14 protein-coding genes are annotated in these 15359 nt (G+C 33.6%); 7 read left to right on the forward strand and 7 right to left on the reverse strand.

Annotation, left to right across the window (positions count from 1 at the left end; translation table 11 throughout):
• Positions 1 to 15: 15 nt before the first annotated feature.
• Genes ftsZ through HUE88_RS04090 form a run of 3 tightly spaced genes read right to left on the reverse strand, consistent with a single transcriptional unit; the run spans position 16 to position 3958 of the window.
• A complete protein-coding gene (ftsZ, locus tag HUE88_RS04080) occupies positions 16 to 1125 on the reverse strand; it encodes a cell division protein FtsZ (protein WP_194371339.1) in 1110 nt (369 codons plus the stop codon).
• A 9-nt stretch (positions 1126 to 1134) separates the two neighbouring features.
• On the reverse strand, positions 1135 to 2493 hold the full coding sequence (gene ftsA / locus HUE88_RS04085) for a cell division protein FtsA (protein WP_194371341.1): 1359 nt from the start codon (positions 2491 to 2493) through the stop codon (positions 1135 to 1137).
• Position 2494: 1 nt separating this feature from the next.
• A complete protein-coding gene (locus HUE88_RS04090; protein ID WP_194371343.1) occupies positions 2495 to 3958 on the reverse strand; it encodes a peptidylprolyl isomerase in 1464 nt (487 codons plus the stop codon).
• A 167-nt stretch (positions 3959 to 4125) separates the two neighbouring features.
• Between HUE88_RS04090 and HUE88_RS04095 the strand changes: the two genes are divergently transcribed.
• Positions 4126 to 4479, forward strand: a complete 354-nt coding sequence (locus HUE88_RS04095; protein ID WP_194371345.1) for a hypothetical protein — start codon at positions 4126 to 4128, stop codon at positions 4477 to 4479.
• A 21-nt stretch (positions 4480 to 4500) separates the two neighbouring features.
• Entirely contained in the window at positions 4501 to 5802 is a 1302-nt protein-coding gene (locus tag HUE88_RS04100; protein WP_194371347.1) for an adenosylmethionine--8-amino-7-oxononanoate transaminase, read from the forward strand.
• Here HUE88_RS04100 and HUE88_RS04105 read toward each other — a convergent pair.
• A complete protein-coding gene (locus tag HUE88_RS04105) occupies positions 5799 to 6386 on the reverse strand; it encodes a class II aldolase and adducin N-terminal domain-containing protein (protein WP_194371349.1) in 588 nt (195 codons plus the stop codon). The genes HUE88_RS04100 and HUE88_RS04105 overlap by 4 nt on opposite strands.
• 23 nt (positions 6387 to 6409) lie before the next feature.
• Positions 6410 to 7534, reverse strand: a complete 1125-nt coding sequence (gene dnaJ, locus HUE88_RS04110) for a molecular chaperone DnaJ (protein ID WP_194371351.1) — start codon at positions 7532 to 7534, stop codon at positions 6410 to 6412.
• Positions 7535 to 7609: 75 nt separating this feature from the next.
• On the opposite strand from dnaJ, the gene mltA reads away from it, so the two are divergent.
• From mltA to HUE88_RS04135, 5 genes are read left to right on the forward strand one after another with little or no spacing between them, the layout of a single operon-like run.
• Positions 7610 to 8704, forward strand: coding sequence for a murein transglycosylase A (mltA, locus tag HUE88_RS04115; RefSeq protein WP_194371352.1), 1095 nt, complete (start codon positions 7610 to 7612; stop codon positions 8702 to 8704).
• Positions 8704 to 9273 carry a recombination mediator RecR gene (gene recR, locus HUE88_RS04120; protein ID WP_194371354.1) on the forward strand — a complete coding sequence of 190 codons (570 nt, stop codon included), beginning with the start codon at positions 8704 to 8706 and terminating at the stop codon, positions 9271 to 9273. Before mltA ends, recR begins: the two co-directional genes overlap by 1 nt.
• Before the next feature lies 1 nt (position 9274).
• Positions 9275 to 10048, forward strand: a complete 774-nt coding sequence (locus tag HUE88_RS04125; RefSeq protein WP_194371356.1) for an MlaA family lipoprotein — start codon at positions 9275 to 9277, stop codon at positions 10046 to 10048.
• 4 nt (positions 10049 to 10052) lie between these two features.
• Positions 10053 to 10655 carry a Tgt2/MlaC family protein gene (locus HUE88_RS04130; protein ID WP_194371358.1) on the forward strand — a complete coding sequence of 201 codons (603 nt, stop codon included), beginning with the start codon at positions 10053 to 10055 and terminating at the stop codon, positions 10653 to 10655.
• Positions 10656 to 10661: 6 nt separating this feature from the next.
• Positions 10662 to 13148, forward strand: a complete 2487-nt coding sequence (locus tag HUE88_RS04135; protein WP_194371365.1) for an efflux RND transporter permease subunit — start codon at positions 10662 to 10664, stop codon at positions 13146 to 13148.
• Positions 13149 to 13162: 14 nt separating this feature from the next.
• On the opposite strand, the gene HUE88_RS04140 is transcribed toward HUE88_RS04135, so the two are convergent.
• Both HUE88_RS04140 and HUE88_RS04145 read right to left on the reverse strand, forming a co-directional pair.
• A complete protein-coding gene (locus tag HUE88_RS04140; protein ID WP_194371367.1) occupies positions 13163 to 13954 on the reverse strand; it encodes a shikimate dehydrogenase in 792 nt (263 codons plus the stop codon).
• Entirely contained in the window at positions 13954 to 15357 is a 1404-nt protein-coding gene (locus HUE88_RS04145; protein ID WP_194371369.1) for an anthranilate synthase component I family protein, read from the reverse strand. Before HUE88_RS04145 ends, HUE88_RS04140 begins: the two co-directional genes overlap by 1 nt.
• Between the last annotated feature and the right edge of the window lie 2 nt (positions 15358 to 15359).

A 15359-nucleotide genomic window follows, 5' to 3' on the forward strand; every position in this document is an offset into this window, starting at 1 on the left:
ATATCCTTTGTGATTTTAGTCTTGTTGTCTTCTCATAAAAGATGGAAAATCTAATTCATCACTATTAAAATCACCACCAACAACTATTCTAGGGCGAGCTTTAATTACCGGAGAAGGAGTTTCACTAACAAAATTTTCATTGTTTGTTAAGTCTTTTTCAAAACCAGTTGCTACTATTGTTATTTTCATATAGTTCTCAGGCAATGTTTCATCAGTTGAAGTACCAAATATAACTTCAGCATCATCATGTGCGCTCTCTTGAACTACAATCATAGCATCAGATATTTCCATCATAGGAAAGTTTGGATGCATGTTAAAGTGAACTAATACACCCATAGCACCGTTTATTGACATATTGTCAAGAAGAGGAGACTCAATAGCTGCTTTAATAGCTTCATAAGCAGCATTTTCACCCTCATGCTCTCCAACACCCATTAGTGCCATTCCTTTGTGTCCCATAACAGTTTTTAGGTCTGCAAAGTCAAGGTTGATGTCATTTTCACTATTGGAGAGAATAATTCCAGATGTTCCGCTAACAGCTTGAGCCAAAACACTATCAACAATTTTAAAACTATCTTTTAATCCCAGTTTTCTATCAATAATAGATAGTAGTTTGTCATTTGGTATAACAACTATAGAATCACTCTCTTTTTTAAGCTCATTTAGTCCAGCTTCTGCAAGTTTTAATCTTTTTGGGCCTTCAAATGTAAAAGGTTTTGTTACAACAGAGATAGTTAACGCACCAACTTCTTTAGCAATTTTTGCAACTATTGGGGCAGCACCAGTTCCTGTTCCGCCACCAAGACCTGCAGAAATAAATACAATGTCAGCGCCACTAAGAGCATTCTTGATTTCATCATAATTTTCAACAGCAGAGTCTTCACCAACAGCAGGTTTCATCCCAGCGCCAAGACCCTTTGTCAGTTTAACGCCTATTTGTATTTTTGAAGTAGCTTCTGATTTACTTAGTGCTTGAGCATCTGTATTTATAAGCATCATCTCTATGCCTTTAACACCCTCTTTAAGCATGTGACCAATCATATTTCCACCGCCTCCGCCAACTCCGACTGCGATTATTCTTGCACCACTTGTACTACTTGTTTCTTCAATTAAAAATGCTTCCATAATCTCTCCTTAAAATAACTGGGTTGCCCAGTTCCAAAATTTACTAAATGTTCCTGCTTCGTCACTCTTTTTTTCTTTATTAGAAGAGATGGAAATCATCCTATCTCTTTTTGTTTCATCCGGTGATGGAGGAGTTGGAATATCTGAATCATCACTAAAATCTACACTACTATTTTGTATATGTTCCTCGTTTGAATGTCGAACTCTTTTGTTTACATCTATCTCATATTGTGTATATGATGATGCAGCGTACATAACTAGTCCAATTGCACTTGAGTATTCCGCTGAGCGAAGATTATTAAAAAGACCATCCATCTCCTTAGGCTTTGCAATACGAACGGGGATAGAGCCAAAAGTTGCTACTGCTAAATCTCTTATACCTTCCATTTGGGAAAAGCCACCAGTTAAAACTACACCGGCACCTATCTGATCTTTTAGACCACTGTTCTCTATGAACTGTGCTAAAATCATTAAGGTTTCTTCAACTCTTGCATATATAACATTATGCACAACTTCTAAAGAGACTTCATGAGTAGTTGTTTCATCCCCAATGATAGGTAGCTCAATTAGATCATTGCTTGGAGTAAGTAATGAACCATAATTTAGCTTTACGCTGTCAGCAACATTAAGCGGTGTGTGTAGTGCCATAGATAAATCGCTCGTAACGTGGTTAGATGCAACGCCAAGGAAGTCATTGTATCTAATTGAGTTACCTGAATGGATAATAATATTACTTGTATTTCCACCCATATCTATGAGAGCAACGCCTAATGCTTTTTCATCTTCGTTTAGTGTAGCAATAGATGAGGCATAGCTATTTAAAACAATGTTTTCTACTTCAATCCCAGCTCCGCGTACAGCTTTTTTTAAATTGTTAAGATTAGATTTTTGAGTAGTGATTATATGTGTATCTACTTCAAGTCTTGAAGCATTCATCCCAAGTGGATCTTCTATAAAGTCTTGGTCATCTACTTTGAAATTGAAAGGTAGTGCATGAAGTACTTCAAACTCATTTGGTATGTTAGCGTTATACAGAGAAGTTTGCATTACTTTTTCTATCTCTTTAAAGCTTATTTCTTTGTTTTGGATATTTACTATTCCGTTTGAGTTTAAACTTTTTGTGTAAGCACCAGAAATTGAGACAATAGCAGTTTTAACATCACTTCCCGAGACTCTTTTAGCATCGCTAACTGCAGTTCTTATTGATTTTGATGCTAACTCTATATTGGTAATGCTTCCCTTTTTAAGACCTTGAGCCTTAGAGATTCCAGCACCAGTGATGGCAATTGAATTATCATCACCTATCTCGGCTATAATTGCACATATTTTTGTTGAGCCAATATCAATGGCTAAAACAGTTCTACTCAACTTAGAGTCCTTGGATGAAAATCTCTGTCTTGTACTTGTTTTGTAACTTTTTAATCAAGCCTTCATTAAACATAGCACTTTTTAATCTAACAATAGGATTTTCTTTATTAGTGTTAGTTTTATCAAGCAGTTTTTGTTCCAAGATGTTATAGATAACAATATTTCCATTTTCTAATGCAATAAATCCTCTCTTCTCTTGGGAAATAAATAGTTTACTTAAAAATTCATTTGCATCTTTTAGCTCTAAGTTTGTTAGTTTGTCTGCATCTGTAGCTGTTATAAAACTTGTTTTATAGCCACTAAATGTATCAACTGAGTTTTTTGCTAATTCTAATAATTTAGATCGTTTTTGCTCCTCTACATAAAGCGGCAAAACATCAGCTTTAGCTTCAGCATAGCTTTTAACTTCTGCCGGATTAGTTTTAACCAATTCAAAAGTATAATAATCTTCCCCAACTAAAATAGGTTTTAAGAATGGTGATGTCGTAGTTAATTTTGATATATTTGTTATAACATCACTGTTAAATGGATTATTTGACACAGAGATAGTTGAGCTTTTAACATCAGCATTTTCCAAGGTTCCTTTTTTATATGCTACATATGCTCTTAGAGCCTCTTTCTTTGTCTCTTTAGCATTCAACTCTTCAGTAATTTTATCTTTTGCATTTTCTAATGATAAAATTTTCCCATCAATGTCTTTAAAGTGGGTTTTATTTTCATTGTAGTATTCATTTATTGTATTTGAATCAAACTCTTTTGAAATTTTTGACTGCTTGATAAATTTAATCTCATAGCTAATCTCAGTCATAAAACTGTTTTTTATACCTTCCCAGAAAGACTTCAATAGCTCATCTGAAGTTTCAATATTTATGTCTTTTACACTTAAAAGTTTATAGTTGATTTTATCAGCTATATTTTCAATTGTGTTAATTATTTTCAGTTCACTATCTCTAGCATCAGTAGAAATTAAATTATAAGCTTTTTCAATTAATAACTCTTTTTTTACATCAGTTTCATAATCTTTAAGAGTTAAATTGTTTCTAGATAGTGCTTGTTTATACACCTCTTTGTCAAAAACACCATCTTTAAAGAAGTACTCTTGTGTTTTAATTCTCTCAAGTAGCTCATTATCACTAATCTCAAGATTATAAGACTTTGCAAGGTTTAATATAAGAGCTTGTTGAGTGAGTTGTCTCAGTGCTTGAGATTTGAGTCCAAAACTTTTAGCCTTTTCTTCATCAAAGTTCCCTTGAAACATTTGGCTATATTGATTGTATAGGTTTGAGTAGCTTTTTTGTAGCTCACCCATAGTTATCTCTACGTTTCCAACTTTGGCAACTGCGCCAGCCTTGTCACCATAGCTATATTGTCCCCAGCCAACAAAACCTGCTCCGACAAAAGCTATTGTAGAAATCCAAATTGTAATTATGAGCCATTTTTTATGTCTCTGCATCCATGTAATCATTAAGCAAAACCTTAAGTGTGATATTTTTGTTATTTTAGGTAAATTCGCATTAAAACTTAATAAAGAAGTTAAATCTTTTTAATAACAATAGCAGATATTTTTTTATTAAGTGAACTGTAAAATAAAAAGGGATAAAATCTATAAAAATAAGCTTAAAGGCATAGAAAATGAGTACTGTAGAGAAGTATAAAAATATTGAGAATGAATTACCAAAATTACCAAAGGTTTTATTAAACACTATCCAGTCAGGGGTCTTGGAGATTAAAAGTGTGGATAAGAGTTGCGAAAAATATCTGGATGGATGTTCTAAAATTCCAGAACTGACAAATGCACATTATGTCGTTTATTCTACGTACATAAAAAAAAGTGACCACCAATACGAACAATTTATATTTTTAGACAAAGAAGGTGCAGAAGTTTGTCATGTAAGCGGAAAGCAAATGGAACTATACGGAATTTTGTTGTGTCCCAATTTACCATTTAGTGATGAGTACCAAGCTTCACTTAATGAACATCAATAGTTTAACAAACGTTAATATAATATGAATAATTTAGAGTTAAAAAATAGAGATTTGGATGTTTTATGGCATCCGTGTACACAGATGAAAGATCATGAAACCCTTCCTTTAATACCAATTAAAAAAGCACATGGAGTTTATTTAGAAGATTTTGAGGGTAATAAATTTATTGATGCTATCAGCAGTTGGTGGGTTAATATATTTGGGCATACAAACAGCTATATAAATGAAAAAATAAAAAATCAGTTGGATACTCTAGAACATGTTATATTAGCAGGTTTTACACATGAGCAGGTAGTGAGATTATCTGAGAGGTTAGTAAAACTAACGCCGGATGGTTTGGACAAATGTTTTTATTCAGACAATGGTTCAAGTGCTGTAGAAGTAGCGTTAAAGATGAGTTTTCACGCTCATAAAAATGATGGTAAAGATGGCAAAGATATTTTTGTTTCACTAACAAACTCTTACCATGGTGAGACTATAGGAGCTTTAAGCGTCGGTGACGTAGAACTTTATAAAGAGACCTATGAGCCTCTGTTACTTAAAACAATACAAACTCCGGTACCTAAAGACATGAGCATAGAATCGGCAAGAGAAGCAGCCAAAGAGTTTGAAAAACTTTGTAAACAAAGGTCAAGTGAGATAAGTGCAATAATATTAGAGCCATTAGTTCAAGGTGCTGGGTATATGCACATGTATCATCCGGAATTTTTAGTTCTTGTTAGAGATATATGTGACAGATATGATGTTCACCTTATTGCCGATGAAGTTATGGTTGGTTTTGGAAGGACAGGGGAGTTGTTCGCATGTGAAAAAGCTAAAATAACACCTGACTTTATAGTTCTATCAAAAGGACTCACCGGTGGCTATCTGCCACTATCAGTTGTCCTTACTTCCAATGAAATATATGCAAAGTTTTATTGTGATTATAGTGAACATAAAGCATTCTTACACTCTCACAGCTACACAGGAAATGCTCTTGCTTGCGCAGCTGCAAATGCAACTCTTGACATATTTGAAAATGATGATGTTATAGAAAAAAACAGAGTAATATCAAAATATATGGGTGAAAAGCTTGAGAATTTTAAAAAGCTAAAAAATGTGGCATCAGTTAGACAAACTGGGATGATTTGCGTAGTAGAGTTAAAAGGGTATAGCTCGGCAGAGAGGATAGGATTAAAAGTTTATAATTATGGATTGGAAAATGGTGTTTTATTGCGACCACTTGGACATATAGTCTATTTTATGCCACCATATATCATAACAAATCAAGAGATTGACAAGATGATGGATACAGCCTATGAAGCTATATCGCTTCTCCCTTAGTCAACAGTAGAGTCTTTGACAGAGCCATCAAGAAGCAATAATCTACAACTCTTTTCTAGAATGGCGATTTTTTTAGCCATTTCATGTAAGTCTCTGTTAAATGTATAAACACCATACCCTCTAATAACCATAATATCCGTTTTTTGACTCTGAAAATAGTAGGCAATTTCACTCTGAGCTCTATCATACCAGTCGTCAAACTGTTTTGGGTCTACTATTAGTAGAGAACCTATCTCTTTGTATCCAAAGTAATCTTTTGGAATTATCATATTATGATTTAGGGAATAGGCAGTTGTAAAAGGCGGCATAGTAAAACATATAAATTTAGCATCAGAAATTTGGGAGTAAATGCTGTGATGGATGTTAGCATCAATACTCGCCTGGTTCCATCTATAGTCTTTTTTAAAATACAACTCAATAAGATTTTCGTCGATAGAATCAAAAACAGCCTCTTTAGTGTTAATAAGGAAACGGTTTGATTCAGTTTTGGCAGATAATGAACCATGGTAAATTCCGAAGAAATCTTTTCTAAACATTGAAAGGGCTAGTAAGGATAGCTTTTTTTTAAGATTTTCTCTATTCATGTTTAGCCTTTAATATATTTAGTTTATTTAAACCAGCTTTTCATTTTTTCTATAGCTGAGTCTAGTACGCCTTCGTGTGGTTTTGATTCAATTCCAAAAGATTCTTGAAGCTTTTGTAACAACTCTTTTTGTTCATCATTAAGTTTTGTCGGGTATGTTATGTTCACCTGAGCAATCAAGTTTCCTTTTCCATGTCCGTGAACATCTTCTATACCTTCACCTCTAAATGTAAAGTGTTGTTTGTCTTTTGTTCCAACATCAAGTTTTAACTCTAGCTCACCCGTAAGTGAAGGTATTGTTAAACTCTCGCCAGAAACAGCTTGGGTAAAAAAGACTGGAATAGCGATATAAACATCATTACCTTCTCTTTGAAAGTGCTTATCAGGTTTTACGCTAAAAGTAACATACAAGTCGCCTCTTGTGCCACGTTTGCCTATGTTGCCTTTTCCAGATACTCTTAGGCGATTTCCATCATCAATACCTTTTGGAATTTTAACAGTAACATTACCGCGCTCTTCCTTGTATCCGTCCCCATCACAACTTTTACATGTATCAGCCGGAGCACTCCCGACACCTTGACATGCTGGACAAGTTTGAGAGAAAGTCATAAAGCCCTGTTTTATAAAAACTTGACCTTGACCTTTACACTGCTTACATGTAGATAGTTTTCCATCTTTAGCACCAGTACCTTTACAAGGCTTACAAGCATTTTTATATGTAAACTCTATATCTTTTTCACAACCAAAAATAGCTTCATTGAAACTAAGATACATGTCAACATTCATGTCAAGATTGTATTTTTCCACATCCGCAGGATTTTGACGACGACGACTCTGCCCACCACCAAAACCATTAAACATCTCTTCAAACATTGAACCTAAGTCATCAAAGCCACCAGAAGAACGACTTCCACCGCCCATCCCTTGTAGACCCTCTTTTCCATAGCGGTCATAGACACCACGCTGTTTATCATCACTTAGGCACTGATAAGCTTCGTTGCATAATTTAAATTTATGCTCAGCCTCTTTATCGCCAGGATTTTTATCTGGATGGTAAATCTTAGCCATTGCTCTATAGGCTTTTTTTATTGTTGCTTTGTCTGCATTTTGTGAGACTTCTAATATTTCGTAATAGCTTAAATCTTGCATATTATTATTATATATCCTACATCTTAATTTTCGCAATTATATCGTTTTTAATTTAATATCTGTATAATTCCACCTATGAAATATAATATACTCTTTTTAATAATTCTGATATTTTTTATCGGTTGTACAAAATCTCCGGATGCACTGTTAAAAAGTGTACCCAAAACATATCTCGTAAAAGGTAGCTTTGATGAGTTACCAGAGTATAAAAAAGAGAATTATCTTGTCGCTTTAGACTCTTTTATAAATAGCTGCAAGAGTGAAAAAACAAAAAAAATCTACAAAGATTTATGCCTGCGTGCAGAGCAAGCCTCAGACCCTGAAATATTTTTAACAAATGAGTTCACCCCATATGAAATTACTATGCACAATAGTAAAAATAATACTTTGCTGACAGGCTACTATGAGGCGCATTTAAATGGTTCACTGGTGAAAAAAGAGCCATATGTTTACCCGATATATGAGACCCCTAATGATTTAGTTGTTATTGATTTAGGTGCTCAGTACGGAGAACTTAAAAACTATAGACTTAGAGGCAGGCTGACTGGAAATAGAGTAGTTCCATATTATGATAGAGAAGAGCTACATGTAAAAACTTTAGATGCTAATATTATTTGCTATACAGACTCTAAAGTAGACCTCTTTTTTTTAGAAGTTCAAGGTTCAGGTCGTGTTACATTTGAAAATGGAGAGACTATTTTTATTGGCTACGATAATCAAAACGGACATAAATACAGCTCTATTGGAAAATACTTAGTCCAAATTGGTGAAATATCACAAGAGAAGATATCTTTGCAGTCAATAAAAGAGTGGTTTGAGAAAAATCCATCTAGAGTTGATGAAGTGCTTAATCATAACAAGTCGATGGTTTTTTTTAGACAAAGCAGACAAGAAGCGACCGGGTCCTTAGGATTAGTTCTTACTCCTGAGCGTTCTGTAGCAGTTGACCCAAGCTTTATTCCACTTGGAAGCATGCTATATCTTAGTGCAGAGATCAATAAGAAAAGTGTTAACAGAGTTGTTATGGCACAAGATACTGGTGGAGCGATTAAAGGGAGTGTGAGGGCAGATATGTTTTTAGGTTTTGGTGATGAGGCGCAAGAGATAGCAGGTGAGTTGAAATCACCTTTAAAATTATGGATACTGCTCCCAAAGAACGAGATTAATTAATGAGAGGTTCGTTAAATAAATTTAATAAACTCGTAGAAGCTTTACAGGAACTTCCAACAATAGGAAAAAAATCAGCTACAAGACTTGCTTATCATATGTTAATTAAAGATAGTTTTGTTGGGATGAAGATTTCACATGCAATTGAAGAGGGACTTGGTTGTTTGAAAAAGTGCAGTTCTTGCGGTGGTATGAGCGAAGATGACTTATGTTTTATTTGTTGCGATGAGAGAAGAGATAACTCTTTGCTTTGTATAGTTGAAAATGCAAAGGATATACTTCTCTTGGAGGAGAATGCCCTCTTTGACGGTAGATATTTTGTGCTTGAGTCTTTGGATGAACTTGATATGTCAAGTTTGGTTAAAATGGTAAGCAGTGGCATAAAAGAGGTAGTGTTTGCACTTACACCTTCTATCGCCAATGATGCCGTTATGTTGTATATTGAAGATAAGTTGAGTTCTTTTGATATCAACTATTCAAAAATTGCGCAGGGTGTTCCAACGGGAGTCAGTCTGGAAAATATAGATTTACTCTCTTTGACGAGAGCATTGGAAGATAGGGTGAGGGTATAGATTGAAGTCCATATATTTAGTTTTTTTAATACTAATAACATTTAATTTTAGCGGATGTAGTTTAAAAGATATAAAACAGCCAAATGAGATAGTCCACTCTCAAGAAGATTCACTGCTTAGTGAGTTTGAGAATGAACTTAAAGTAGAAGAGATTTATGATCCATTTGGTGGATACAACAGAATAATGACAAGCTTCAATGATGGTGTTTATGAATATTTCTTAAAACCTGTTTCTAAAGGTTACAAAGCAGTTGTTCATGAAGAGATTAGAATAAGTGTAGGGAATTTTTTTAACAATATCTATTTTCCACAGCGCTTTGTAAATAATCTGTTACAAGGTAAATTTAAAAACGCTTCTGAAGAGACGGGAAGATTTGTAATAAATACTACAGTTGGTCTCTTAGGTCTGTTTGACCCTGCTAAAAGTTATTTTAATCTTGTAGAGCATAAAGAGGACTTTGGTCAAACATTAGGGTTCTACGGTGTAGGCAGTGGACCACATATAGTATTACCACTTTTAGGACCATCAAATTTAAGAGATGCACTAAGTTTATATCCTGATTCTTTGCTAAGTCCAGTTGATTATGAGGACAGAAGTTATTGGACTTTAACTGATACTTGGTTAGAATACACGGCAGTAAGAACATATGAATATGTAAACGCAAATTCACTTGACATAGAAAGATATGAAGAGATGAAAAAAGATGCTGTAGATTTATATCCATTTTTAAGAGATATATATGAGCAGTACAGAGAGAATCAAATTAAGGAGTAGATTAATGAATGAAATATTTAAAAAAGCACTTTTACTATTGGCTGGATTGGTGTTTGCACAGAGTTTGGTGGCAGATGAGAAAATAGAGCTTAAAGAGCATTTTTTAAACAAGATTGATGAAGTTGTTTTGATAGTCAAGGACGGTAGCTTATCAAAGGATGACAGAAACGGAAATATAATCAAATCATTATCACCTATGTTTGACTTTGAACTAATGGCAAAACTTAGTCTTGGAAACACATGGAAGCAACTAGCAGACAACGATAAAGAAAAGTTTATCAATCTTTATGTAGAGAGAATGAAACAATCATATTCATCTAAAATTGATGCTTATAAAGATGAAAATGTTCAAGTAAAAGAGATACAGCAGTCAAAAAGTAATAGAATAGCTTTGATAACAGACCTTGTAAGTAAAGAGGAGAAACTGGAGATTGTATATAAATTTTATAAACCTAAAGAGAAAAAAAGCGATAAAGATATCTGGCTGATTTATGATGTTGAAATCTTAGGAGTCAGTATTTTAAAAGCAGACATGGCACAATTCAAAGAGTTTTTACAAACGAAAAGTATAGGTGAACTTATGGATGTTTTGGCCAAAAGGTCGTAAACAGCAATGTTAACAAGCTTATATAAAAACTACCTTTTAAAATATCCAAAAGTTATTTTACTCTTTATGGCCGTGTTTGTAGCCATAATGGCACTCTTTGCAATTAAACTAGAGATTGATGCAAGTGCTGAAACATTACTTCTTGAAGGTGATAAGGACCTAAAATACTCAAGAGAAGTTTCAAAACGATTTAAAGCACCAGACTTTTTGGTTGTTACATATAGTGTTGAAGATGACCTGTTAAGTGATGAGAATATCAATAATATTAAATTGTTGAGTTCACAAATAAAAACTCTCAAAATAGTAGAATCTATAAATTCTATAGTAAATGTTCCACTTTTGCAATCTCCAGTTAGACCGGTTAAAGAGTTGATGAAAGATATTCCAACACTTGAATCTCCAAATATGGATAAGGCTTTGGCAAAGCAGGAGTTCTTAAATAGTGCAATATACAAACAAAACTTGGTAAGTGAAGATTTTAAGACTACGGCACTCTCTGTCAACCTAAAAAGAGATGAAAAGTATTTTAATCTAATAGATGACAGAGATAAATTTATAAAACTAAAAAAACAAAAAGTTTTAACAAAAGCCGAAAATGAGAACTTTAAAAATGCTTCGCAGGAACTAAAAAATTATAGAGATATTGTTAGAGAAGAGAACCATCAGTCAATAGTTAAAATCAGAGATATCTTAACCGCATTCGAATCAAAGAATAAAAATGTAAAGCTCCATCTGGGCGGAGTTGATATGATTGCTGATGATATGGTTGAGTTTGTAAAATATGATTTAAAAACATTTGGATTTTTGATAATCGGACTCTTAATAGTTATACTTTATATACTTCTTAAAAAGGTTCAGTGGGTTGTAATAGCACTCTTTATATGTACCGTGTCTCTGATCGTTACTAGTGGTTTTTTAGGTCTTTTTGGCTGGGAAATAACTGTTGTGTCATCAAACTATATCTCTCTTCAGTTGATTATGAACATGTCACTGGTAGTGCATCTAATTGTAAGGTATAAAGAACTCAATTTAGAAAATTCAAATCATACGCAAATGGAGTTAGCTTTAAATACAGTTCTTTCAATGGCAAAACCATCGTTTTTTGTTGTTATTACAACTATAGCTGGGTTTAGCTCTTTGGTGTTTAGCAATATTTTACCTGTTATTAATTTTGGCTGGATGATGAGTGTCGGTATAGTAGTGTCATTATTGATGACATTTATTCTTTTTCCTATTGTATTGATTTTATTTGAGAAGTACAAAATTCAAAAATCTAATCAAGTGGAGATTCCATTTACTAGTAAAATAGCACATGTGGCCTACTATCATAAAAAAACAGTACTTATTATTACGCTTGCTATTGTTGCCTTCTCCGTAACTGGAGCTAGTAAACTTAGGGTTGAGAATAGTTTTATAGACTATTTCAAGAAAGATACGCAGATATATAAAGGTATGGTTGTGATAGACCAAAATCTTGGAGGAACTACTCCACTTGATGTTATATTGACATTTAAAGAGAGTAGTGATGAAGTAAAGTCTGTTAGTATTAATACTAAAGACTCAGACATAGAATTAGATGAGTTTGCGGGCGAGTTTGCAGAGAGTGAAGAGGATAAAGAGCAGTATTGGTTCACTCAATCTAAGATGCAAAAGATAAGAGAGGTTCATAACTATCTTGACGCTCTTGAGCCAATAGGCAAGGTGCTATCGCTCTCTACTATGGGTGAAGTTATAAAAACTTTAAATGATGGTAAGGAAGCAGATGGTGTGACTTTAGCACTTCTTTATAAAGAGTTGCCAGAGAAGTATAAAAAAATTATTTTATCTCCTTATATAGATATAGAAAATAATCAGGTAAGAATAAGTACGAGGATAATTGACTCTATGCCAAATCTGCAAAGAGATGAATTAATCAAAAAAATAGATAAAGATTTAAACACTATGTTAAATCCGAAGTATGAAGAGCATAAAGTATCAAATCTTTTAGTTATGTACAATAATATGCTTCAGTCTCTTTTTGAGTCACAAATAAAGACTATAGGGATAGTTGTAGTAATCCTCTTTTTTATGTTTTTAATGCTGTTTAAAAGTCTGAAAATCGCAACAATAGCCATAATAGCAAACACTATCCCAGTAAGTGTAATATTTGGGTTTATGGGGTGGATGGATATACCTCTGGATATGATGACAATAACTATTGCAGCGATTAGTATAGGTATTGCGGTCGATGATACAATACACTATATTTACAGGTACTCTTTGGAGTATAGAGAAACAAGTAATGCTAAATTATCTATGTTTAACTCACATGCAAGTATAGGAACAGCAATGTTTTATACTACAACCATAATTATGACAGGATTTTCGATTTTGGTATTATCCAATTTTATTCCAACTATCTATTTTGGTTTATTAACTATGCTAGCTATGTTTATGGCAATTGTTGCAGATCTTATGTTGCTGCCTGTATTGCTTTTGCTTTTTGGTATTTAGGTCTAATATATGTTTTAGAGTTTAAAGCTCTTTGACATGTAGGTTTTAATATCTTCAGTTTTTAATTCACTATTTACAAAAAGTTCATTCGCTAAAACACCTTGGCCCAGAAGCATATCTGCACCATCTTTGTATATAATGTTTTTTTCATGTGCTAGTTTTAAAAATGGTGTTAATTTTCCATATATAGCATCTGCAACGAAAGATGTATTATTTAAAACTTTTTCAATTATATCTTTTGGAGCAGGTAGTTCTTCATCTTTTAATCCAGCACTTGTTGTGTTTACAACTAGGTCATAATTTTTGAGTTCAAAATCATCCCAAGTGCTACATGTAGAGACTAAATCCTTAAAATATTCAAGTCTAGAAGCACTTCGATTTAAAACTGTAACATCAATATTGTCTTGTGCAAATCTGCTTGCTAGTGCCTTTGCAGTTCCTCCGGCACCAAGAATTAAAACACTCTTAACGTCACCAAATTCTTTTATAGCAAACATAAAACCGTCTGCATCAGTGTTGTATCCAATCAGCCTACCATTTTCATTTATGATTGTATTAACAACACCTACTGTTTTTGCAAACCCTCTAACCTCGTCACAAGCTTCATATGCTGCCTCTTTATGAGGAACAGTAATATTAGCTCCGCTAAGCTTAAGAGCAATAAAAGTCTCTTTTAGTTTTGAGCCATCCTTAAGATAAACTCTTGTGTAGCAGGCAGGATATTTTAGATTTTTAAACACAGAATTGTGCATAAGTGGAGATCTAGAGTGAGAAACCGGATCGCCAAATATAGCGAATAGCTTCATTAATCTAAATCTTCTAGAGAATGCACAAGAGCACCCAATTTATTTTTTACTTCTAAATACTCTAGTTCATTTTGACTATCAGCAACAACACCGGCACCAGCTTGGAGAACAACCTTATCCTCTCTAACCATTGCTGTTCTAATTGTTATAGCACTGTCCATATTTCCATCAAATCCAAAGTAACCCACACTTCCACTGTAAAAGCCTCTTTTAAGACCTTCATATTGTGCTATAAGCTCCATAGCTCTAATTTTTGGAGCACCAGTCATAGTTCCTGCAGTAAAAGTAGCCATAAACAAATCAAACATATCTTTGTCATCATCTAGCTCTGCTGTTACGTCTGATACAATATGCATTACATGTGAAAAACGCTCTATATGCATCATATCTTCAACTTTTACACTTCCGGTTTTAGCAACTCTACTAACATCATTTCTTCCCAAATCAATCAGCATAAGATGTTCAGATAGCTCTTTTGGATCATGTAGTAGCTCTATCTCAAGTTCTTTGTCTCTCTCTTTTGTATTGCCTCTTTTACGAGTTCCAGCAATAGGGCGAAGTAGAAGTTTGCCATTAGTAAGTCTAACCATAACTTCGGGAGAACTTCCAACAATATTAAAATCTTCATATTCCATCAAAAACATATACGGAGATGGGTTTTTAGTTCTTAAAATTCTATAAAAACTAAATGGATCAACTTTTATATTTCTCGTAAAGCGGTTAGTCATAAGAATCTGAAAAACATCCCCACTTTTTATCATCTCTTTGGAGTCATCAACCATTTTAAAGAAGTGCTCTTTGGAGTGTGCAAAAGTTCCTTTGTCATTTCCAATATTTTTTTTCATATGAATATATTCATATGAGCTTTTAAGCTCATCTTCAATCATATCAAACTTTTCAGCAAACTCTTTTATAGTGCTCACTAGAGTGAGTTGATGGTTTTTATGTGAATAAACTAAAATTATTTTTGGCAAGATAAGATCTAAATCAGGAGTGTTAAGCTCATCTACTAAATTATCCATACTTGAATTAAGTTTTGGTTCAAACACTTTAACCATATCGTAGCCGATATAACCTATGAAACCGTCAACGTAGCCAATTTTTAACTCTGTAGTGGCTTTTTTATATATTGTTGTGTCTATATTTTTATAATAATTTTTTAAAAAAGAAAAAGGTGATTCATCTTTGATTGACGAAGCTCCATTTGCATCTGTATAAATCGTTTGGTTGTTTGTGTATTGAAGTCGCTCTCTCGCACCGATACAGATAAAGCTATAATTTCCATCGCTTTGTCCAGCACTCTCAAAAAGATAAGAAATCTCATCTTTAAACATACTCTTTAGTTTTGCATAAACAGCAATAGGAGCTAACTGGTCTTGAAAAAATTGTTTAGAATATATCATTT

It is taken from the genome of Candidatus Sulfurimonas baltica (assembly GCF_015265455.1).
Lineage (GTDB): Bacteria > Campylobacterota > Campylobacteria > Campylobacterales > Sulfurimonadaceae > Sulfurimonas > Sulfurimonas baltica.

Coding starts and splice junctions, on each gene's coding strand:
- ftsZ (WP_194371339.1), bottom strand. CDS start 1,125: ATGGAAGCATTTTTAATTGAAGAAACAAGTAGTACAAGTGGTGCAAGA.
- HUE88_RS04090 (WP_194371343.1), bottom strand. CDS start 3,958: ATGATTACATGGATGCAGAGACATAAAAAATGGCTCATAATTACAATT.
- HUE88_RS04095 (WP_194371345.1), top strand. CDS start 4,126: ATGAGTACTGTAGAGAAGTATAAAAATATTGAGAATGAATTACCAAAA.
- HUE88_RS04100 (WP_194371347.1), top strand. CDS start 4,501: ATGAATAATTTAGAGTTAAAAAATAGAGATTTGGATGTTTTATGGCAT.
- HUE88_RS04105 (WP_194371349.1), bottom strand. CDS start 6,386: ATGAATAGAGAAAATCTTAAAAAAAAGCTATCCTTACTAGCCCTTTCA.
- dnaJ (WP_194371351.1), bottom strand. CDS start 7,534: ATGCAAGATTTAAGCTATTACGAAATATTAGAAGTCTCACAAAATGCA.
- mltA (WP_194371352.1), top strand. CDS start 7,610: ATGAAATATAATATACTCTTTTTAATAATTCTGATATTTTTTATCGGT.
- recR (WP_194371354.1), top strand. CDS start 8,704: ATGAGAGGTTCGTTAAATAAATTTAATAAACTCGTAGAAGCTTTACAG.
- HUE88_RS04130 (WP_194371358.1), top strand. CDS start 10,053: ATGAATGAAATATTTAAAAAAGCACTTTTACTATTGGCTGGATTGGTG.
- HUE88_RS04135 (WP_194371365.1), top strand. CDS start 10,662: ATGTTAACAAGCTTATATAAAAACTACCTTTTAAAATATCCAAAAGTT.
- HUE88_RS04140 (WP_194371367.1), bottom strand. CDS start 13,954: ATGAAGCTATTCGCTATATTTGGCGATCCGGTTTCTCACTCTAGATCT.
- HUE88_RS04145 (WP_194371369.1), bottom strand. CDS start 15,357: ATGATATATTCTAAACAATTTTTTCAAGACCAGTTAGCTCCTATTGCT.